This is a genomic window from Pseudomonas sp. A6 (assembly GCF_052367875.1).
GTDB classification, from domain to species: Bacteria; Pseudomonadota; Gammaproteobacteria; order Pseudomonadales; family Pseudomonadaceae; genus Pseudomonas; species Pseudomonas citronellolis.
The window spans coordinates 2,451,776-2,472,174 of record NZ_CP198970.1 but is presented as its reverse complement, the minus strand read 5'-3'; the positions used below and the strand labels follow the sequence as shown (position 1 = coordinate 2,472,174).

21 protein-coding genes are annotated in these 20,399 nt (G+C 68.2%); 9 read left to right on the top strand and 12 right to left on the bottom strand.

Annotated features, from left to right (window positions below; translation table 11 throughout):
* Nucleotides 1-315: 315 nt before the first annotated feature.
* Nucleotides 316-1,662 carry a nucleobase:cation symporter-2 family protein gene (locus tag ACTWJ5_RS11195; RefSeq protein WP_444438535.1) on the top strand — a complete coding sequence of 449 codons (1,347 nt, stop codon included), beginning with the start codon at nt 316-318 and terminating at the stop codon, nt 1,660-1,662.
* A gap of 540 nt (nt 1,663-2,202) precedes the next feature.
* Here ACTWJ5_RS11195 and ACTWJ5_RS11190 read toward each other — a convergent pair.
* The 3 genes from ACTWJ5_RS11190 to speE form a co-directional block, all read right to left on the bottom strand.
* Complete coding sequence (locus tag ACTWJ5_RS11190) at nt 2,203-2,988, bottom strand: sulfite exporter TauE/SafE family protein (RefSeq protein ID WP_009618662.1); 786 nt, start codon at nt 2,986-2,988, stop codon at nt 2,203-2,205.
* 161 nt (nt 2,989-3,149) lie between these two features.
* Nucleotides 3,150-5,228, bottom strand: a complete 2,079-nt coding sequence (locus tag ACTWJ5_RS11185; protein ID WP_444438533.1) for an LTA synthase family protein — start codon at nt 5,226-5,228, stop codon at nt 3,150-3,152.
* Between the two features lie 222 nt (nt 5,229-5,450).
* On the bottom strand, nt 5,451-6,311 hold the full coding sequence (gene speE, locus ACTWJ5_RS11180) for a polyamine aminopropyltransferase (RefSeq protein WP_253390128.1): 861 nt from the start codon (nt 6,309-6,311) through the stop codon (nt 5,451-5,453).
* Between the two features lie 194 nt (nt 6,312-6,505).
* Between speE and ACTWJ5_RS11175 the strand changes: the two genes are divergently transcribed.
* Nucleotides 6,506-7,414: a DNA-3-methyladenine glycosylase family protein gene (locus tag ACTWJ5_RS11175; RefSeq protein WP_074984923.1), complete on the top strand. Its 909-nt coding sequence runs from the start codon at nt 6,506-6,508 to the stop codon at nt 7,412-7,414.
* Nucleotides 7,415-7,418: 4 nt separating this feature from the next.
* Nucleotides 7,419-7,916 (top strand): methylated-DNA--[protein]-cysteine S-methyltransferase, encoded by a 498-nt coding sequence (locus tag ACTWJ5_RS11170; protein WP_074984841.1) that lies wholly within the window; start codon nt 7,419-7,421, stop codon nt 7,914-7,916.
* Nucleotides 7,917-8,143: 227 nt separating this feature from the next.
* Here the strand turns inward: ACTWJ5_RS11170 and ACTWJ5_RS11165 are convergent, their stop codons facing one another.
* From ACTWJ5_RS11165 to aroC, 6 genes are all read right to left on the bottom strand, one after another.
* Complete coding sequence (locus tag ACTWJ5_RS11165) at nt 8,144-8,335, bottom strand: PLDc N-terminal domain-containing protein (RefSeq protein WP_043272153.1); 192 nt, start codon at nt 8,333-8,335, stop codon at nt 8,144-8,146.
* 55 nt (nt 8,336-8,390) lie between these two features.
* Nucleotides 8,391-9,074 (bottom strand): acireductone synthase, encoded by a 684-nt coding sequence (gene mtnC / locus ACTWJ5_RS11160; RefSeq protein ID WP_074984844.1) that lies wholly within the window; start codon nt 9,072-9,074, stop codon nt 8,391-8,393.
* A 113-nt stretch (nt 9,075-9,187) separates the two neighbouring features.
* Nucleotides 9,188-9,733, bottom strand: coding sequence for a 1,2-dihydroxy-3-keto-5-methylthiopentene dioxygenase (locus ACTWJ5_RS11155; protein WP_444438530.1), 546 nt, complete (start codon nt 9,731-9,733; stop codon nt 9,188-9,190).
* A gap of 30 nt (nt 9,734-9,763) precedes the next feature.
* Nucleotides 9,764-10,390, bottom strand: a complete 627-nt coding sequence (locus ACTWJ5_RS11150; RefSeq protein ID WP_074984850.1) for a methylthioribulose 1-phosphate dehydratase — start codon at nt 10,388-10,390, stop codon at nt 9,764-9,766.
* The gene (locus tag ACTWJ5_RS11145) at nt 10,387-11,538 is read right to left on the bottom strand and encodes an MFS transporter (protein ID WP_249919566.1); all 1,152 of its coding nucleotides are present in this window, start codon (nt 11,536-11,538) and stop codon (nt 10,387-10,389) included. Before ACTWJ5_RS11145 ends, ACTWJ5_RS11150 begins: the two co-directional genes overlap by 4 nt.
* Before the next feature lie 68 nt (nt 11,539-11,606).
* Nucleotides 11,607-12,698: a chorismate synthase gene (aroC, locus tag ACTWJ5_RS11140; RefSeq protein WP_249919565.1), complete on the bottom strand. Its 1,092-nt coding sequence runs from the start codon at nt 12,696-12,698 to the stop codon at nt 11,607-11,609.
* A gap of 112 nt (nt 12,699-12,810) precedes the next feature.
* On the opposite strand from aroC, the gene ACTWJ5_RS11135 reads away from it, so the two are divergent.
* Both ACTWJ5_RS11135 and ACTWJ5_RS11130 read left to right on the top strand, forming a co-directional pair.
* The gene (locus ACTWJ5_RS11135) at nt 12,811-13,809 is read left to right on the top strand and encodes an alpha/beta hydrolase (protein ID WP_444439573.1); all 999 of its coding nucleotides are present in this window, start codon (nt 12,811-12,813) and stop codon (nt 13,807-13,809) included.
* Between the two features lie 127 nt (nt 13,810-13,936).
* The gene (locus tag ACTWJ5_RS11130; RefSeq protein ID WP_444438527.1) at nt 13,937-14,722 is read left to right on the top strand and encodes a hypothetical protein; all 786 of its coding nucleotides are present in this window, start codon (nt 13,937-13,939) and stop codon (nt 14,720-14,722) included.
* A 402-nt stretch (nt 14,723-15,124) separates the two neighbouring features.
* On the opposite strand, the gene prmB is transcribed toward ACTWJ5_RS11130, so the two are convergent.
* Nucleotides 15,125-16,036, bottom strand: a complete 912-nt coding sequence (gene prmB / locus ACTWJ5_RS11125; RefSeq protein WP_253411913.1) for a 50S ribosomal protein L3 N(5)-glutamine methyltransferase — start codon at nt 16,034-16,036, stop codon at nt 15,125-15,127.
* Between the two features lie 172 nt (nt 16,037-16,208).
* Between prmB and ACTWJ5_RS11120 the strand changes: the two genes are divergently transcribed.
* From ACTWJ5_RS11120 to folE, 4 genes are all read left to right on the top strand, one after another.
* A complete protein-coding gene (locus tag ACTWJ5_RS11120) occupies nt 16,209-16,805 on the top strand; it encodes a cysteine hydrolase family protein (protein WP_009618632.1) in 597 nt (198 codons plus the stop codon).
* A 169-nt stretch (nt 16,806-16,974) separates the two neighbouring features.
* On the top strand, nt 16,975-17,295 hold the full coding sequence (locus tag ACTWJ5_RS11115) for a hypothetical protein (RefSeq protein WP_009618630.1): 321 nt from the start codon (nt 16,975-16,977) through the stop codon (nt 17,293-17,295).
* Nucleotides 17,296-17,353: 58 nt separating this feature from the next.
* Nucleotides 17,354-17,911, top strand: a complete 558-nt coding sequence (locus ACTWJ5_RS11110) for a Smr/MutS family protein (protein WP_444438524.1) — start codon at nt 17,354-17,356, stop codon at nt 17,909-17,911.
* Nucleotides 17,912-18,006: 95 nt separating this feature from the next.
* Nucleotides 18,007-18,552, top strand: coding sequence for a GTP cyclohydrolase I FolE (folE, locus tag ACTWJ5_RS11105; RefSeq protein WP_009618627.1), 546 nt, complete (start codon nt 18,007-18,009; stop codon nt 18,550-18,552).
* 330 nt (nt 18,553-18,882) lie between these two features.
* On the opposite strand, the gene ACTWJ5_RS11100 is transcribed toward folE, so the two are convergent.
* Nucleotides 18,883-19,743 (bottom strand): cache domain-containing protein, encoded by an 861-nt coding sequence (locus ACTWJ5_RS11100; RefSeq protein ID WP_074984861.1) that lies wholly within the window; start codon nt 19,741-19,743, stop codon nt 18,883-18,885.
* Between the two features lie 73 nt (nt 19,744-19,816).
* A complete protein-coding gene (locus ACTWJ5_RS11095; protein WP_009618618.1) occupies nt 19,817-20,278 on the bottom strand; it encodes a bacteriohemerythrin in 462 nt (153 codons plus the stop codon).
* Between the last annotated feature and the right edge of the window lie 121 nt (nt 20,279-20,399).

The following is a 20,399-nucleotide window of genomic DNA, read 5'->3' as shown; positions in this document are numbered from 1 at the left end:
CGCGCGAATCGCGGACAAAGTCCGCTCCTACAGGAACACCGACTCCACGGAATAAAAATGTAGTCCCGCCCGACCTACGGCTACATCCCGCCGGAGCCACGGAACACGCGGCCTAGAGCGACCCGAAACCCATCATTCACAAGCCGACCAGAGAGTTGTATACAAAAACATATTGAAGCGAATACACATCAACGCTATAAAGTCCCGCACCGCTTCACCCGCACGGCCCCGGGGGTGTGGCGAGCCAGTACTACCCGGCCGCCGAGCCTGATCGGCGTCCACCAGTGACACAACAATAAAAAATCGAGGTGTTGCATGTCCGAGGTAACTGAGCGCCACGCGGCCGGCTCGTCCGCCGACCAGCGTCTGCCGTTGCTGCAACTGCTGCTGGTGGGATTCCAGCACGTGCTCCTGATGTACGGCGGCGCCGTGGCCGTCCCGCTGATCGTCGGCCAGGCCGCCGGCCTGTCCCGCGAGGAAATCGCCTTCCTGATCAATGCCGACCTGCTGGTCGCCGGCATCGCCACCGTGGTGCAGTCGCTGGGCATCGGTCCGATCGGCATCCGCATGCCGGTGATGATGGGCGCCAGCTTCGCCGCCGTCGGCAGCATGGTGGCCATGGCCGGGATGCCCGGCGTGGGCATCAACGGCATCTTCGGCGCGACCATCGCCGCCGGCCTGTTCGGCATGCTGGTGGCGCCCTTCATGAGCCGCATCGTGCGCTTCTTCCCGCCGCTGGTGACCGGCACCGTGATCACCTCCATCGGCATGTGCCTGTTCCCGGTGGCCATCAACTGGGCCGGCGGCGGCAAGGGCGCGGCCAACTTCGGCGCCCTGGAATACCTGTTCCTGTCCAGCCTGGTGCTGGCCGCCATCCTGCTGGTCAACCGCTTCCTCAAGGGTTTCTGGACCAACGTCTCGGTGCTCATCGGCATGCTGCTGGGCTATATCGTCGCCAGCGCCATGGGCATGGTCGACCTGTCCGGCATCGACGCCCGCCCGGCCTTCGAGGTGGTCACCCCGCTGCACTTCGGCGCGCCCAGCTTCCACCTGGCCCCGGTGCTGTCGATGTGCCTGGTGGTGCTGATCATCTTCGTCGAGTCCACCGGCATGTTCCTCGCCCTGGGCAAGATCACCGGCGACGAGATCTGCCCCAAGCGCCTGCGCCGCGGCCTGCTGTGCGATGCCACGGCGTCGTTCTTCGCCGGCTTCATGAACACCTTCACCCATTCGTCGTTCGCCCAGAACATCGGCCTGGTGCAGATGACCGGGGTGCGCAGCCGCTTCGTCACCGTGGCCGCCGGCGGCTTCCTGATCCTCCTCAGCCTGATGCCCAAGGCCGCCTACGTGGTCGCCTCGATCCCGCCGGCGGTGCTCGGCGGCGCCGGCATCGCCATGTTCGGCATGGTCGCCGCCAGCGGCATCCGCATCCTCCACGAGGTGGACATCGTCGACCGCCGCAACCAGCTGCTGGTGGCGGTGAGCATCGGCATGGGCATGGTCCCGGTGGTGCGCCCGGACTTCTTCGCCGCCCTGCCCGCCTGGATGGAACCGATCACCCACAGCGGCATCGCCATGACCGCGATCTGGGCCGTGCTGCTCAACCTGCTGTTCAACATCCTCGGCGAACGTGGCCGCGACGCCCTCTGCGGGCACCACTGAAGCCAACGCTTTCGGCGGGCCCTCCCGACGCCCGCCGCTTCCAGCCGCGCCTCACTCCTGCGCGGCTTTTTTCATTCGTGCTGCAGTGACTGGAGCATCTGCCGGCGCAGTGCCGTGGGGTTCAAGAGCGCCCTCTCCCCAGCCCTCGGCTGCGCGCCCCGCCCTGAAGGGAGAGGGGGCTGTCCTGAGCAGCCGGAGAATCTGGAGTCATCCTGATGCTCCGACCCCCGCCCCGTCATTCCCGCGAATGGGAACGTAGGGCGAATAACCGTTCTCGGTTATCCGCCGCCATCCGTGCCACCGGGATGTCCGGCGTGGCCGGTGAATCCGATCGCGGACGGAGTCCGCTCCTACGCCCGTGCTTCCTGGAACTGTAGGAGCGGACTCTGTCCGCGATTCGAAGGCCGAGCGAAACCCGCGCTCAGGAGGTCTGCGACATGGATGTCGCGTTCGCGGGAATGACGATGGGAAGACGGGAACACAGGACCAAGGTTCGCGAGCCAGCTCGCTCCCACGAACCCAGAGAACCGCCGAACCGGATCAGAACACCAGCTTGTAGCCAATGCTGAACAACATCACCGCCAGGCACGGCCGCAGGACGTTGTCCGAAATGCGCCCGGACAGGTGGCTCCCCAGGTAGATCCCCGGCAGCGAACCACACAGCAGGTACCCCAGCAACTGCCAATCCATGTTGCCCATGCTGGCATGGCCCAGGCCGGCCACCAGCGTCAGAGGCACCGCGTGGGCGATCTCGGTGCCCACCAGGCGGCGGGTGGCGAGGAAGGGATAGAGCACGAACAGCGCCACCGTGCCCAGCGCGCCGGCGCCGATGGAGGTCAGCGCGACCATCGCGCCGAGCACCACGCCGGTGAGAATGGTGAGGCCGTTGAGGCTGGCGCCGCCCAGGTGGTAATGGTCGCCGGCATGCTTGTGGGCGAAGGCCAGCAGCTTCTGCTTGAACAGGATGGCCAGGGCGGTGAGCAGCAGGACCACGCCCAGGGCGTGCTTGATCACCGTGTTCAGCGCCTGGGTGTCGGCGCCCAGGCTGTGCAGGAACAGCAGAGTCAGCCCCGCCGCCGGCACGCTGCCGAGGGTCAGCCAGCCGGTGATGCGCCAGTCGACGTTCTTGTGCCGGGTGTGCACCAGCACGCCGCCGGACTTGGTGATGGCCGCGTACAGCAGGTCGGTGCCCACGGCCGCAGCCGGGTTGATGCCGAACCAGAGCAGGATGGGCGTCATCAGCGAACCGCCACCGACGCCGGTCATGCCCACGATGAACCCGACCAGCAAGCCTGCGACAACGAAACCAAGGACGCCGAATTCCATCAACCCTTCCTGAAAGCCGTGAACGGCTTGCGAAAACCGGCGGGCAGGATAGCGGCTTTCCTTATAAGCGCTTATATCAATATCGACTTAATTTATAACCAAATCTTAAAGCGCCGCCCACGAAAAAGGGGCCCGCAGGCCCCTTCTCCGTCACGCGTCGGTCAGTCGCTGTCCGGCTTGCTGTCCACCACGCCGGTGGTGTTGTTCAGCAGGCTCCTGGTGGCGGTCTGGATGAAGGATTCCAGGCGCTTCTTCAGCTCGGCCTCGTCCGGCACGCTCTGCACGCGATCGGCCTTGGGATGGGCGCCGACCTGGTAGTCGTACACGCGGATGTCGCCTTCCTTGGGCTTGATCAGGATGCGGTTGCCGGAAAGGATGGCCACCACCTGTTCGCTGCCCGAGGGCTTGATCACGCCGAAGCCCTTGTCGCCGGCCGGCAGGTTCAGCAGGTCGCGGCCCCAGCACTGGTGGCGCACCTCGCCGCCCAGGCGGCCCATGATGGTCGGCACGATGTCGATCTGGGTGCCGACGGTGTCGCGGCTGGCGCCGTACTTCTCCTGGATGCCCGGGGCGATGATCAGCAGCGGCACGTTGAAGCGGAACAGGTCCATCTCGGTCAGCTGTTCCGGCGCGCCGAAGCCGTGGTCGCCCACCACCACGAACAGGGTGTCCTTGTAGTACGGCGACTTCTTGGCCTTCTCGAAGAACTGGCCCAGCGCCCAGTCGGAGTAGCGCATGGCGGTCAGGTGCTCGTCGAGGCTGCCGTTGCCGGTCACGCGCTCCACCGGCAGGTCCTTGGGCAGGGCGTAGGGCACGTGGTTGGAGAGCGTCTGCAGCAGGGCATAGAACGGCTTGCCGCTGGCGGCCAGGCGGTCCAGCTCCTCGTTGCCACGGGAGAACATGTCCTGGTCGGACACGCCCCAGGTCGGGTCGGAGAACACCGGGTTCACGAAGTCGTTGCGGCCGACGAAGGTGGTCATGCCCTGGTTGGCGAAGAAGCCGGACTGGTTGTCCCAGGCGAAGTCGCCGTTGTAGACGTAGACGTCGTCGAACTGGCGCGCGCTGAGCAGCTGCGGCAGGCCGGAGAACTTGTGGCCGCCCTCGGGCGTCTGCATCAGGTACTCGAAGCCCGGCAGGTTGGGGAAGCAGGCCATGGTGGCGAACATGCCCTGGTGGGTGTGGGTGCCGTTGGAGAAGAACTGGGTGAACAGCAGGCCTTCCTTCGACAGCTTGTCGAAGTACGGGGTGATGTTGCCCGGCGCGCCGAGAGCGCCGACGAAGTGGCCGGCGAAGCTTTCCATGAGGATCACCACCACGTTTTTCACGCCCGGCAGCGTGCCTTCGGCCGGCGGGGTGAAGTCGCGGCGGATGGCCGCGTCGTCGGCGTCGACCAGCTTGTCGTTGGGCGTCAGCAGCATCTGCCGCACGGTGTCGCGGGCCTGGTCATCGGGCAGGGTGGCCTTCCAGATGTTCGCGCGGTCCTCGCCGAAGCGGTCCTCGGCGGCCTTGAGCAGGGTCATGGAGCCGTTCAGGCCCAGGTGGTTGGCGAACATCGAGTCGGTGGTGAAGGCATCGCCCCAGCGCAGCGGCGGGCCCTGGCGCAGGGTGCCGCGGTAGGCGACGCCGGCCACCAGCACCACCACCAGCAGGGCGGCGACGCGCAGGTACCAGGCGGCGGCCGAGGCGCCCACGGCGCTGGGCCGGGTGGCGCGGTCGACGCCGCGGAACAGCATGAACAGCAGCCAGGTGGCCACGGCCCAGGCCAGCAGGTAGCGGACCACCGGGTAGCCGTACCAGATCATGCTCATGACCGTCTTCGGGTCTTCGGACATGTACTGGAACACCAGGCTGTTCAGGCGCTGGTGGAACTCGCGGTAGAAGTCCAGCTCCAGCACGCCGAGGAACAGCGTCAGGCTGGCCAGGGCGGTCAGCCACACGCGCCAGAACATGCGCCAGCGCATGGCGGTGACGCTGACCAGGGCGAAGATCATCGGCGCGACGATCAGCACCACCGCGCGGATGTCGAAGCGCACCCCGGTGAGGAAGGCTTCGAAGAAGGTGCTGGCCGGGGTGTCGCCGATCAGCTCGCGGTTGTAGACCAGCAGCGCCAGGCGCAACAGGGAGAACATCAGCATCAGCGCCAGGCTGCCGAGCAGGATGAACCCCAGGTGGCTGGACACCGTGGCGCGCGCCAGGTTGGCGGCGCGCTGGCGGGTATTCAGGACTTCCGATTGGCCCATGTTTCAGGTTCCGTCTTGTGCAACGTTCGGTTCGGGCGCCCTCCCCTGCGGGGAGGCGCGGAGGCTCCAAGCCCGGGAGCGGGACGTGGAGCGGGCGGCGCATTCTAGTCGGTGAAAATTAGCCGGACCTTAAGAAAATGCCGTCAAGGCGTCGGATTATGCCCAACACAGGTGAAAAAAGAGTCGCCGCCGCCGGATGGTTCCGACAGCGGCGCTTGCGGATCAGTCGTTGTGCGGCTTGCCGATGGCCTGCAGCACGTACTGCGGCAGGGCGAAGGCGCCCTGGTGGATTTCCGGGTTGTAGTAGCGGGTGGCGATGCCGCTGGCGGCGAAGCGCTGGCGCAGGGTTTCCAGCGGCACGCGGCGCAGGGCGGGCTCAAGGGCGCCCCAGGCGAAGGTCATGGCGCCGCCGATGTAGGTGGGCACCGCCGCCTGGTAGAAGTGCCAGTCGGCGAACAGGCCGTTCATCCGACCGGCGGTGTTGCGCACGGTGTCCAGCTGCATGAACGGGGTGCCGTTCTGGGTGACCAGCACGCCGCCCGGGTTCAGGCAGCGGTGGCAGGCCTGGTAGAAGTTCTCGGAGAACAGCACCTCGCCCGGGCCGATGGGGTCGGTGGAGTCGGAGATGATCACGTCGAATTTGCGCTCGGTGGTGGCGACGAAGCGCATGCCGTCGTCGATCACCAGGTCCAGGCGCGGGTCGTCGAAGGCGCCGCTGGAGTGGCGCGGCAGGAACTGCCTGCACATGTCGACCACGGTGCCGTCGATCTCGACCATGGTGATGTGCTCGACGCTGGCGTGCTTGCTCACTTCGCGCAGCATGCCGCCGTCGCCGCCGCCGATGATCAGCACACGCTTGGCCGCGCCATGGGCGAGGATGGGCACGTGGGTGAGCATCTCGTGGTAGATGAACTCATCGGCCTCGGTGGTCTGGATCACCCCGTCCAGGGCCATCACCCGGCCCATGCGGGCGTTCTCGAAGATCACCAGGTGCTGGTGCTCGGTGCGCACCTCGTGGAGCAGCTGGTCGACGCTGAAACGCTGGCCGTAGCCTTCGTAGAGGGTTTCCTGGTAATCGCGCATGGGCGGTCTCCCGGTTCAACGGTGAATGAAGCGGGCCGAGGGCCGGCCGTGAAAGGCGCGCATTCTACTGTGCGAGGCATGACAGGTCGAACCCGCGCACTTCGCCCATTCACCTTGCCCGCTCAGTTTGCCCGCTCACTTTGAAAGTCAGCTGCGGGACGACAGCGCGGCGGCGGCGGGTTATGGTCAGCGCCATGAACGCACCCATCACGCCCCTCGTCCTGCACCTGCCCTACCAGCCGCCCTGGGACTGGGCACAGTTCCACGCCCATTTCGCCCTGCGCCGCCTGGCCGGGGTGGAAACGCTGGGCGAGGCGCACTACCGGCGCAGCCTGCGCCTGGATGGCGTGCCCGGCTGGATGGAGATCCGCCCGCTGGCCGACGAGCCAGCCCTGCGCCTGGAACTGCACCTGGACGGCGCCGGCGCCGACAGCGCCCCACTGGCCGAGCGGGTGCGCAAGATGTTCGACCTGGACAGCGACCCGCGGGCGGTGGCCGCGCACCTGGGCGCCGACCCGCTGTTGCGCCCGCTCGTCGAGGCCTGGCCGGGGCTGCGCCTGCCCTGCGCCTTCGACCCGTTCGAGCAGGCGGTGCGCGCCATCGTCGGCCAGCAGGTCACGGTGAAGGCCGCGGTGACCATCACCGGCCGCCTGGTGCAGCGCCTCGGCCAGCCCCTGGGCAATGCCGTGGCCGACGGCCCGCAGTACCTCTTCCCTACCCCGCGGGCCCTGGCCGAGACGGACCTGGACGGCATCGGCATGCCCGGCAAGCGCGTGGCCAGCCTGCAGCGCTTCGCCGCGGCGGTGGCCGAAGGCGCCCTGGAACTGCATGTGGAGGATGGCGCAGAAGCGCTGGTGAAGCGCCTCTGCGAACTGCCCGGCATCGGCCCCTGGACCGCCGAATACGTGGCCCTGCGCGCCTTCGGCGAGGCCGACGCCTTCCCCGCCGCCGACCTGGGCCTGCTCAAGTCGCCGGTCTGGGGCGAGGCCGGCACCAGCGCCCGCGACCTGCAACGCCGCGCCGAGGCCTGGCGCCCCTGGCGCGCCTACGCCGCCGTCTATCTCTGGCAAGCCTATTCGCAAGGCAGCCGCATCGGAGGATGAAGCCATGCATTACCGCTACTACGACAGCCCCCTCTGCCGCCTGCTGCTGGCCGGCGACGAACAGGGCCTGCGCATGCTCTACATGACCCCGTTCGAAGGCCACGAGCCGGGCCCGGACTGGCGCGAGGCCAGCAGCCAGCTCGACGCCGTGATGAAGCAGCTGGACGAATACTTCGCCGGCAAGCGCAAGGTCTTCGACGTGCGCCTGGCGCCCCAGGGCACCGAGTTCCAGCGCCAGGTCTGGCACGCGCTGACGCAGATTCCCTACGGCCACACCACCTGGTACGCCGACCTGGCCGAACGCATCGGCCGGCCGAAGGCGGTGCGCGCGGTGGGCGCGGCCAACGGCGCCAACCCGATCAGCATCATCATCCCCTGCCACCGGGTGATCGGCCGCGACGGCAGCCTCACCGGCTACGGCGGCGGCCTGCCGCGCAAGGAGGCGCTGCTGCGGCTGGAGGGGGTGATGGTGGGGGCGTCGCGGGAGTTGGAGCTGATCTGACGGTTTCGCGGCCCGATCGCGGACAGAGTCCGCTCCTACCGCATGAGCGAGCATGGCTTTTCGTAGGATGGTGTTGAGCGAAGCGATACCCATCAGCGCAACCGCATGGGTTTCGCAAACTCAACCCATCCTACGATCATGCCTCCCGGGAGCTGTAGGAGCGGACTCCGTCCGCGATTGGATTCACCGGCCGCGCCGGATCGTCCACCGATACGACCAGCCCGAGGTCAAACCCGCACGTTGCCCTTGGGCCCGGCGATCGCCCAGATCACCAGCCCCAGCAAGGGCAGGATGAGGATCACCAACACCCAGATGATCTTGATGGGCACGTCGGCGCTGCTCTTGAGCACGCTGATGATCGCCCAGACGTCGAGGGCGAAGATGATCAGGCCGATCAGGCCGTTGAAGGTCGAACCCATGGCGCCGCTCCCGCTGCTGGAGGTGTGCCCTCCAGCATAGACGGCGGCGGCGGCCTCAGCAGCGGGCCGGGTCGATCAGGGCGAAGCTGGCCTGCGTCTCGTGGCCTTCCAAGGCGCCGCCTTCGCGGGCCAGGCCGATGGTTGCCAGGCCGGCTTCGCGGGCGGCGTCCAGCTCCTGCACCACGTCGGAGAGGAACAGCACCTGCTCCGCCGGCAGGCCGATGGCCTGGACGATGCGCGCATAGGAGGCGGCCTCGCGCTTGGGCCCGCTGGTGGTGTCGAAGTAGCCGGAGAACAGCGGCGCCAGGTCGCCGGCCTCGGAGCAGCCGAAGATCAGCTTCTGCGCCTGGATCGAGCCGGAGGAGTAGACGTACAGGTCATAGCCCTCGGCCTTCCAGCGGCGCAGCGCCTCCACCGCGTCCGGGTAGACGTGGCCCTTGAGCTGGCCGGCGCGGTAGCCCTGCGCCCAGACCATGCCCTGCAGCGCCTTGAGCGGCGTGGCCTTGCGGTCCTCGGCTATCCACTGCAGGAGGATGGCGATGCAGCGCTCGACGTCGGCGCCGGCTTCGCCGCTCTCGGCGCGTACCGCGTCCAGCTGCGCGGCCACTTCCGGCTCGCCGGCGTGCTCGCGGACGAAATCCGGCAGGTGCGCGGCGGCGTAGGGGAAGAGCACGTCGAAGACGAAGCTGACAGCGCTGGTGGTGCCTTCGATGTCGGTGAGGATGGCTTTGATCGGCATGGGGACTCCAAAGCAGGGGCGGCTTATTTTTTGTAGGAGCGAGCTTGCTCGCGAACCAACCCCGCCGCGGAATCCGTTCGCGAGCAAGCTCGCTCCTACGAAGAGCACAGGGTTCAGTCTTCCAGCAGCGGGAAGCGCCGGGCGATCTCGTCGCCGGTGAACTTCGCCACCCAGCCCTCGGGGTTGTTGAACAGGCGGATGGCCACGAAGTGCGGGCGCTCGCCCATGTCGAACCAGTGGCGGGTGCCGGCCGGCACCGAGATCAGGTCGTTCTTCTCGCAGAGCACGGCGTAGACGTGGTCCTCGACGTGCAGGGTGAACAGGCCGCGGCCGGCGACGAAGAAGCGCACCTCGTCCTCGCCGTGGCGGTGTTCGTCGAGGAACTTGGCGCGCAGCTCGTCCTTCTGCGGGTGGTCGGCGTTCAGGCTGACCACGTCGCCGGTGACGTAGCCCTGCTCGTCCTTCAGGCGCTGGATCTCCGCCGCGTAGGCGGCCAGCACCTCGTCGGGGCTGGCGCCGGGGGCGATGGGCGCGCTGGCCTGCCAGCGCTCGAAGCGCACGCCGAGCTCGGCCAGGGTGGCGGCGATGTCCTCGGCGTGGGTCAGCAGCTTCAGCGGCTGTTCGGGGGCGGATTCGTGGTAGACGGTCAGGCTGCTCATGCTCGGGTCCTCGGGTACTGCCGGATTCGCTCAGCGCGTGCCGCCGCGAAGGCTGATCACTTTAAGTTCGCATTCGAAGAGGAATTCGAAGGCTTCCACCTGGCGCAGGGCGTCTTCCATGCGCGGCCCCCAAGTGTACAGGCCGTGGCCGCGGATCAGGTAGCCGGGGCAGTCCGGGTGGGCGTCCAGCCAGGGCTGGACCTTGCCCGCCAGGCGGGCGATGTCCTGGTCGTTGTCGAAGATCGGCACCGTCACCCGGCCCTCGTGGGTGGTGACGCCGGCGAAGGCCTTCTGCAGCTCGTAGTCTTCCAGCTCCAGGCGGTCGGCGGGGGTCAGGCGCGAGAGCACGGTGGCGTTCACCGAGTGGGTGTGCAGCACCGCGCCTATCTCGGCGCGCCAGGCATACAGCTGGGTGTGCAACAGCGTTTCCGCCGAGGGCTTCTTTCCCGGTTCGAGGCTGTTGCCGGCAAGATCGGTCTCCAGCACGTCGTCGACGCCCAGCTGGCCCTTGTGCTTGCCCGAGACGGTGAGCAGCGCGCGGTCGGCGGCCAGGCGCGCGGAATAGTTGCTGCTGGTGGCCGGCGACCAGCCGCGGCCGTACAGGAAGCGCCCGGCCTCGATGATCTGGCGGGTCAGGTGTTCACGGTTGTTGCTCATGGCCGCTCCTCTTTCAGACGGGTACGGATGATAACGGCTGCGGCCAGCGCCGCCAGGCTGGCGATGGCGAAAGTCCAGGCCGGGCCCAGGCTGGCCCAGCTGTAGCCGGAGTAAAGCGCGCCGAGGGCGCCGCCGGTGCCGGCCAGCGCGGCGTAGAGCGCCTGCCCCTGGCCCTGCTGGCGCGCCTGGAAGCTGCGCTGGACGAAATGGATGGCGGCGGCGTGGAAAGCGCCGAAGGTGGCCGCGTGCAGCAGCTGGGCGAACAATAGCAGGCCCAGGTGGTCGGCCAGGCTGCCCAGCAGCAGCCAGCGCAGCGCCGCCAGCAGGAAGCTCGCCGCCAGCACCTGGCGCAGGCTGAAGCGCCCCAGCAGGCGCGGCATCACCAGGAACAGCAGCACCTCGGCCACCACGCCCAGGGCCCACAGCCAGCCGATCAGCCCGCGGCTGTAGCCGAGGGCCTCCAGGTGCAGGGTGAGGAAGGTGTAGTACGGCCCGTGGGACAGCTGCATCAGGCACACGCACAGGTAGAAGGCGATCACCCCCGGCTGGCGCAGCTGGGCCAGGAAGCCGCTGGCCGGCGCGTCGCCGTGGCGCCAGGCCGGCTGGGCATTGGGCACCCACCAACTGGCGGCGACGATGCCCAGCATGATCGCCAGCAGCGCCCAGGGGTAGTAGTCCAGGCTGGTGGCCTCGAACAACCGACCCAGGCCGACCACGGTGCAGATGAAGCCGATCGAGCCCCACAGGCGGATGCGGCTGTAGCTGGCGGTGCGCTCGCCCAGGTGGGCCAGGGTGATGACTTCGAACTGCGGCAGCACCGCGTGCCAGAAGAACGCGTGCCCGGCCATCACCAGCGCCAGCCAGGCGTAGCTGTGGTCGAGGAAGATCAGCGCGAAGCACGCCGCCGTGCACAGCGCGCCGAAGCGCACGATGCGCAGGCGCTGGCCGGAACGGTCGCCCAGCCAGCCCCACAGGTTCGGCGCCACGCAGCGCATCAGCATGGGAATGGCCACCAGCTCGCCGATGCGCGCGGCGGAAAAGCCCAGGTGATGGAAGTACAGGGCGAGGAACGGCGCGGTCCCGCCCAGCAGGCAGAAATAGAAGAAGTAGAAGCTGGACAGGCGCCAGTAGGGCAGAGAAGCGGCCACAGGCTACAGGCAGCAGGCTTCAGGAAAGAGCGGCTTCTGCCTGCAGCCTGCCGCCTGTGGCCTGTAGCTCACAGCTGACCGAGCACCGGCGTGCTGACGCGCACGTCGGCATTCTGCGCGCGCTGGCGCAGCAGGTGGTCCATCAGCACGATGGCCATCATCGCCTCGGCGATGGGCGTGGCGCGGATGCCCACGCAGGGGTCGTGGCGGCCCTTGGTGACCACGTCCACCGGGTTGCCGTTCACGTCGATGGAGCGGCCGGGGGTGGTGATGCTGGAGGTGGGCTTGAGCGCCAGGTGCGCGACTATCGGCTGGCCGCTGGAGATGCCGCCGAGGATGCCGCCGGCGTTGTTCGACAGGAAGCCCTCGGGGGTCAGCTCGTCGCGGTGCTCGGTGCCGCGCTGGGCGACGCTGGCGAAACCGGCGCCGATCTCCACGCCCTTGACCGCGTTGATGCTCATCAGCGCGTGGGCCAGCTCGGCGTCCAGGCGGTCGAAGATCGGCTCGCCCAGGCCCGGCGGCACGCCTTCGGCGACCACGGTGATCTTCGCGCCCACCGAATCCTGGTCGCGGCGCAGCTGGTCCATGTAGGCCTCCAGCTCCGCCACCTTGTCCGGGTCGGGGCTGAAGAAGGCGTTCTGCTCGACGCTGTCCCAGGTCTTGAAGGGGATTTCGATCGGGCCCAGTTGGCTCATGTAGCCGCGCACCTGGATGCCCAGGCTCGCCAGGTACTTCTTGGCGATGGCCCCGGCGGCCACGCGCATGGCGGTCTCGCGGGCCGAGGAACGGCCGCCGCCGCGGTAGTCGCGCACGCCGTACTTGTGGTGGTAGCTGTAGTCGGCGTGGGCCGGGCGGAACAGGTCCTTGATCGCCGAGTAGTCCTTGGACTTCTGGTCGGTGTTGCGGATCAAGAGGCCGATCGGGGTGCCGGTGGTCTTACCCTCGAACACGCCGGAGAGGATTTCCACCTCGTCGGCTTCCTGGCGCTGGGTGGTGTGCCGGCTGGTGCCGGGCTTGCGCCGGTCGAGGTCGCGCTGCAGGTCTTCCAGGGAGAGTTCAAGGCCGGGCGGGCAGCCGTCGACGATGGCGACCAGCGCCGGGCCGTGGCTTTCGCCAGCGGTGGTGACGGTGAACAGCTTGCCGTAGGTGTTGCCGGACATGCGAGGCTCCGCGGAAGACTTGGGTGAACGAAAAGGCCCAGCAGTATACCTGCGACATACCGCCCTGCGAACCTTCCGCGGCGCGCGCCGTCAAACCGCTATCATGCAGTCCATGAAGCCTTCCATGCCGCGCCTTATCGCCCTTCTTTCCTGCTGGCTGTTCGCCACAATGACCTACGCCGCCTCCCCCACCATCCTGCAACGCCCCTACGACCTGGACACCGGCCACGGCGTGCTGCGCGGCACCCTGCTGCTGCCGCAGACCGCCAGCCCGCCACCGCTGGCCCTGCTGGTGGCCGGCTCCGGCCCCACCGACCGCGACGGCAACAACCCCGAGGGCGGCAACAACGCCTACCTGCGGCGCCTGGCCGAGGCCCTGGCCAGCGACGGCATCGCCAGCCTGCGCTACGACAAGCGCGGCATCGCCCGCAGCCGCGACGCCGCGCCGGACGAACGGCAACTGAGCGTCGACGGCTACGTCGACGACCTGGTGGCCTGGAGCGACCGGCTGGCCGCGGACCCTCGCTTCGGCCCGCAGGTGCTGGTGGGCCACAGCGAGGGCGCGCTGATCGCCAGCCTGGCCGCGCCGCGCAGCAAGGCCGCGGCCCTGGTGCTGATCGCCGGCAGCGGCCGGTCGATCGACAAGGTGCTGCGCGAGCAGCTCTCGGTGCGCCTGCCGCCGCCCCTGCTGGCGAAGGCCGATGCCATCCTCGACCAGTTGCGCGGCGGCCAGCAGGTACCCGAGGTGCCGGCGCAGCTGAACGCGCTGTTCCGCCCCAGCGTGCAGCCCTACCTGATCTCGCTGTTCCGCCACGACCCGGCCCGGGCGCTGGCCCGGGTGCGCCAGCCGACGCTGATCCTGCAGGGCACCAGCGACATCCAGGTCGACGTGGCCGACGCCCAGGCGCTACAGCGCGCCAGGCCGGACGCCGAGCTGCAGTTGATCTCCGGCATGAACCACATCCTGCGCATCGTCCCGGCCGACGTGAAGAAGCAGCTGGCGTCCTACAACGACCCCGGGCTGCCGCTGGCCCGCGACCTGGTCCAGCGACTGGTCGGCTTCATCCTGCGAACCCGCCCGCAGACTCCATCGGCCGAAGGCATGAGCTGAAACGGGCGTCTCAAGAAATCACTGTCGGCGTCGATAATCGCTTAGCCCCTGTATGAAAGTCGTTACTTACACGCTTCCTACAGAAGTTGAGTTGATCCCTGGCCGTCGGCCAGGCCCGAGGAATCCGATGACCGACGCCGACCCACTCAGCGACGCCGCCGCCCCCGCCGAAACACCGGCCCCGCCCCATCCCTGGGCGGAGCTGGCGCCGGAGCATTTCCGCCTGCTGCGTCTGGCGCCCCTGCCCACCGACCGCAGCACCGGCGCCCGCGCCCTGCGCTTCGTCCAGCTCGGCCGGGTGGAACGCCACGCCCCGGAGCAGAGCCTGCTGCGCCTGAGCATCCAGCTGCCCGGCCAGGCCCTGCGCAAGGAGCAGAACCTGTTCGAGGTCTGGGCCGACCACCGCAACAAGGAAGTGCGCTTCGGCGCCGACAGCGGCTTCGCCCTGGAGCCGATCAACCGCGGCCTGGGCCGCTTCCTGCTGGCCCAGGGCATCGCCTGGGCGCGGCAGAAGTGGGCGCACTACAAGGTCGAGGGCGGCGTGTTGGGGGTGAAGGACGCGCCCAACGAGGAAATCCGCCTGCGCCGCGACCACGTCCTGCGCGCCCAGGGCTTCGACGTGGAGTACGAGGACTCGCGCCTGCTCAAGGCCCGCTACGGCGCCGGACGGGTGAGCGAGCTGTACGACGACTGGAACAAGGACAAGGTGCAACTGGTGCCGCTGCTGGACGCCGCGGCCATGCTGGAGCAGGCCGACCAGAACCTGGCCAGCCAGGACAACGAGATCCGCAAGCTGCAGCAGCGCATCGAGACCTTCCGCCGCGACGACACCAGCCTGCGCTTCATCATCGCCTGCCTGACGGTATTCGCGGTGTTCCAGGCCGGGCTGCTGATCTGGATGGCGACGCACTGAAGGCCCGGCGCGAACGGGCGGGCACGGCTTCTCGTAGGAGCGAGCTTGCTCGCGAACAAACACGGTGCCATGCGGTTCGCGAGCAAGCTCGCTCCTACGAAGAGCACAGCCGCGGGGCTTTTGTAGGATGGGTTGAGCGAAGCGATACCCATCGCCACGGCCGCATGGGTTTCACAGCACGAGAGCGCTTCGGCGCAGCCGGCAAATGCCCCGCCGCATGACCGTCACTCCCGCGAACGCGGGAGCCCAGCGTCTCTGGTTCCCCGCGTTCGCGGGGATGACGGGGTGGCGGAGGCACGCAGGGCGGTTCGCGAGCAAGCTCGCTCCTACGAAGAGCACCCGGCGCAGGCCCCTGTAGGAGCGCGCCCTGCGCGCGAAATCGCGGGCAGGGCCCGCGGCGCCTCAGTTCACCCGCGAACGGAACAGCGCCTGGTGTTCGCGGCACTGCGCCGCCGACAGCAGGAACACGCCGTGCCCGCCGTGGCGGAATTCCAGCCAGGTGAAGTCCACCTCCGGGTACAACGCCTCGACGTGCACCTGGCTGTTGCCCACTTCGACGATCAGGGTGCCCTGTTCGGTCAGGTGGTCGGCGGCCTCGGCGAGCATGCGCCGCACCAGGTCCAGGCCATCGTGGCCGCAGGCCAGGCCCAGTTCCGGCTCGTGCTGGTACTCCGCCGGCATGTCGGCGAAGTCCTCGGCGTCGACGTAGGGCGGGTTGGACACGATCAGGTCGAAGCGCTGCCCCGGCAGGCCGGCGAAGCCGTCGCCCTGCACGGTGTAGACGCGCTCGCCCAGTTCGTGACGCTCGATGTTGACGTTGGCCACTTCCAGGGCCTCGAAGGACAGGTCGGCCAGCACCACCTCCGCCTGGAGGAATTCGTAGGCGCAGGCGATGCCGATGCAGCCCGAGCCGGTGCACAGGTCGAGGATGCGCGCCGGCTCCGCCGCCAGCCAGGGCTCGAAGCGCTGCTGGATCAGCTCGGCGATGGGCGAACGCGGCACCAGCACGCGCTCGTCGACCACGAACGGCAGGCCGCAGAACCAGGCCTCGCCCAGCAGGTAGGCGGTGGGCACGCGCGCCTCGATGCGCCGGCGCAGCAGTTCGCGCAGCTGCTCGCGCTCGTCGTCCTCGAGGCGGCAATCCAGGTACGCATCGGCCATTTCCCACGGCAGGTGCAGCGCGCCGAGCACCAGCAGGCGGGCGTCGTCCCAGGCGTTGTCGGTGCCATGTCCGAAGTACAGCCCCTCGGCATGGAAGCGGCTGACCGCCCAGCGGATATGGTCTCGAAGGGTCAGCAAACGGGATTCGGTCACGGCGCAGGGTCCTCGCGGCGGGCAAAAAGGCCGGCATTCTAGCCCAAGGCGGCCTGCCGCGGGCGCATACCGGCGTCGAGGGGGTCAATACCACTTTGCGCGGGTTTCGCATAGATTCACAGCGCCCGCGGAACAGACCACAATGGTGGCATACGCATCATAGGAGTTCGTCATGTCTCAACCGCTCAGCATGCTGAAGATCAGCGGACGCGGCTATCCGCCCGCCACCCTCCGCCAGAGCACGCTGCTGATCATCGACGCCCAGGAAGAGTACCGCAGCGGCGTCCTCGCCCTGCCCGGCCTGGAACCGGCGGTCGCGCAGATCCGCCAACTGCTGGATGCCGCGCGCAGCCAGGGCACCCCGATCGTCCACGTGCGCCACCTGGGCATCCACGGCGGCCTGCTCGACCCGCAGGGCCCGCGCGGGCAGTTCCTGCCCGAACTGGCGCCGCTGCCCGGCGAGGTGGTGGTGGAGAAGCGCCTGCCCAACGCCTTCTCCGGCACCGAACTGCACGACCGCCTGCAGCACAACGGCCGGCTGGACATCATCGTCTGCGGCTTCATGACCCATTCGAGCATCAGCACCACCGTGCGCGCGGCCAAGGACTACGGCTACCGCTGCACCCTGGTCACCGCCGCCTGCGCCACCCGCGACATCCCCACCCCGGATGGCGGCGTGCTCTCGGCGCGCGACCTGCACCACGCGGAAATGGCCGCCCTGGGCGACAACTTCGCCGCCGTGGTCGGCGAGGCCCAGGCGCTGATCTGAGCGCCGTCCGTCCCGCTGCGGCGGCAAGCTGCCGCCGCAGCTATTAGGCTGTAAGGCGACACATCCAGCGGGCACGCGCCGGACGGGCGGGCCAGGCATTCCCTGTGGGGGCGGAACCCCCTCCCGCCGACACCGGTCATAGCCTCGTTCAGCAGATGAGGAAGCCGGGATGAAGATGTCCGACAGTTTCGATCCACGCACGCTACGCCCGAAGCGACCGGGCCGCTGGCGCTGGCGTTTCGTGGCCGCCGTGGCCGCGCTGATCGCCGCGTTCGGCGTGCTCGGCGCCCTGGCCGGCGGCGCGGCCTTGCTGCGCCGGCAGCCGGCGGCGGGGGTCATGCACATCGAACCGGCGGCCGGCGCGGTATTGCTGGTGATCGGCCTGCTCGCCCTGTGGCTGGGCGTGCTGTTCTGGCGCCTGGCGCGGCGCCGCGCGCGGCGTGGCGACGGCCTCAGCCTGTCGCCGCGGCTGATGAAGAAGCGCGGCTGAGCGGCTTGCCGCAAAGCGCCCGCGATCCTCTAGAATGCAGCCTCTTCGCGGAGGCTCCATGCAAGACGACGATTTTTCCCTGTTCGCCAACGAGATGCGCGGCGTCAAGCGCATCCAGGTGGACCAGGCCGACACCGGCAAGCCCAAGGCCGACCGCCAGCAGGTCAAGCTGCGCCAGCAGAACGCCATGACGAAGGTGGAAAACCTGCGCGTCGACGGGCTGTCCGATCTGTTCGTCATCGACGTCGGCGCCGAAGACGAGCTGTACTGGGCCCGCGACGGCGTGCAGGAAGGCCAGATGCGCAAGCTCAAGGCCGGCCAGATCGGCTTCGAGGGCAGCCTCGACCTGCACGGCATGAACATCGAGAAGGCCCGCGAGCTGCTCTGGGACTTCCTCGCCGAGGCCACCCGCCTGGAGGTGCGCTGCGTGCGCGTCACCCACGGCAAGGCGGCGCGCACCGACGGTCGCCGGCCGCTGCTCAAGAGCCACGTCAACACCTGGCTGCGCCAGCACCCGCAGGTCCTGGGCTTCACCTCGGCCCTGCCGCGCCACGGCGGCACCGGCTCGCTCTACGTGATGCTGCGCCGCACCATGCTGGAGGGGCGCGACGAGTAATCCGTCGCTCCCGCTGGCGCACCGCGCCCTTGCCAGCACGTCACGCGCGCCCTACCCTGCGCCTCTGCGCTTCAACGAGTCCCAACAGGTAGAACATGTCCCTGGAACAAAACTACTCGCAGATCCTCAGCCAGCTCGGCGAGGACGTCACCCGCGAAGGCCTGCTCGACACGCCCAAGCGCGCCGCCAAGGCCATGCAGTACCTCTGCCGCGGCTACCAGCAGACGCTGGACGAGATCGTCAACGGCGCGCTGTTCAGCTCCGACAACAGCGAAATGGTGCTGGTCAAGGACATCGAGCTGTACTCGCTGTGCGAGCACCACCTGCTGCCCTTCATCGGCAAGGCCCACGTGGCCTACATCCCCAACGGCAAGGTGCTGGGCCTGTCCAAGGTGGCGCGCATCGTCGACATGTACGCCCGCCGCCTGCAGATCCAGGAGAACATGTCCCGGCAGATCGCCGAGGCCGTGCAGCAGGTCACCGGCGCCCTGGGCGTGGCGGTGGTCATCGAAGCCAAGCACATGTGCATGATGATGCGCGGCGTGGAGAAGCAGAACTCCTCCATGGTCACCTCGGTGATGCTCGGCGAGTTCCGCGAGAACGCCGCCACCCGCAGCGAGTTTCTCAGCCTGATTCGCTGAGGTCGCTTGCGGGAATGGAAAACCGGCCTGTGGGGCCGGTTTTTCTTTGGGGGGTCGGGGAGTCCATGCCGCCGGAGGGTTCCGCACGGCCGGGGATAATCGCGGACGGAGTCCGCTCCTACAACCTCCGGCAAATACAATGCCCCGCAGGATGGGTTGAGCGAAGCGATATCCATCACCGCCACCGCATGGGTTTCGCAGGCTCAACCCATCCTACGAAGAACACCTCGGTGCGGCCTGGGAAGCTCGGGCGTAGGAGCGGACTTTGTCCGCGATTGGATTCGCCGAGCGCGCCGGACACCCCGATGGCACGAATAGCCCCTGGCGGACTCACCCCCCCGCCGTGTAGTACCCCACCGCCACCAGGTAATGCCCGCTCTTGCGCAGCAGGGCATGCTTGTTCTCCACCTTGCCGGTCACCGGGTTGCGCCACTGGTAGTCGAACTGCCCTTCGCCCTTGCTTTTCGCCAGCGCCAGCATGGCCTGGCCGATGGCGTTGCCGGCCGGGTCCTTGAGGCTGGCGAAGTCGGTGCCGACCATTCGCGTGTTGTAGCCGTGGGCGACGAACTTGCCGGTGTCCATGTCGACCACGAAGGCGTAGAGGTCATCCTCGATGAAGGCCTTGTCGAGGTCGTTGATGCGCTTGAAGGTCGCTTCCGGCGCCCCTTCCACCGCCTTGGCCGTCTTCTGCAGCATGGCCTCGGCCTGGCGGGCGTCGGCGCGCGGGATGTAGTAGCCCACCGCCAGGAAGCGGTCGCCTATGCGCTGGTAGTAGGTGTGCTTGCGCTCGACGCGGCCGTCGGCCCAGTTCTTCCAGCGGTATTCGGTTTCCTGCACCTTGCCGTTCTCCGGCGCCTTGAGGGCCTTGGCGAACTGCGTGCGCATGTTCGGGTCGAGCAGTTGCGAGACGTCGCGGCCGATCAGCACCACCGAGGGGCCGCCGCTGGCCAGCATCACGCCCTTGCTGTCGACGACGTAGACGTACAGCTCGTTGTCGACGAACTCGCCCTGGCGGCTGAACGCGGCGAAGGCCTTGTCGCCTTCCTGGCGGTAGTAGGCCACGGCCTTCTCCAGCAGTTGCCGGGCCCGCTGGGCCTGGGCGGCGTCGGCCGCTGTGCTGGTGGCGGCCGGCAGGTGCAGCGGGGTCAGGCAGGCGAGGCAGAACAGCAGCGCACTGAACAGGCGTTTCATGCAGGGTCCTCCATGTCGTCCCTTCTTGTTCTGGACTGAGCATAGATGGCCGCTGCGGTTTCGCCCGCCGGCGTCAGCCGAAGAAGCGCTTCATCGAGCGCGACAGCCAGCCGCCGTGGCTCTGGTCGTGGGTCAGCTCGTGCATGCTGGCCTTGACCGACTCCACGTAGTTGGCGTCGTCGTTGCGGATGTGGGTGAACAGCCAGCGCCCGAGCAGCCCCTTGAGTTCCTCGGCGACGTCCTCGCCGGCGGCGAAGCGCAGGCGGTAGTCGGAAACGCGCTTGATGAAGAGTTCGTGGACCTTCTTGTGGGCGCGGGTGAACTGGTAGCCGGAGTCTTCCAGCAAGGTTTCCTCGAAGGCGAAGTGCGACTGGGTATAGTCCACCAGCTCCTCGATCACCTCGCCGACCCGCGCCTTGTCCAGCGTGCCCTGGGCCTCGTGCAACTGGTTGATCATCTCGACGATTCGCTTGTGCTGGTTGTCGATCACCTGGATGCCGGTGTTCAGGTCATCCTGCCAGACCAGATAGGCCATCTTTACCTCCCCCACCGGCCGCCGGCATTTCTGCCGCCGCGGCCCGGCTACTGCTCTATTGTTGGCTGGGTCCAGGGTAGGGAGGCGAAACGGCGCGCGCCATGATGCCCGTCAATGGGAA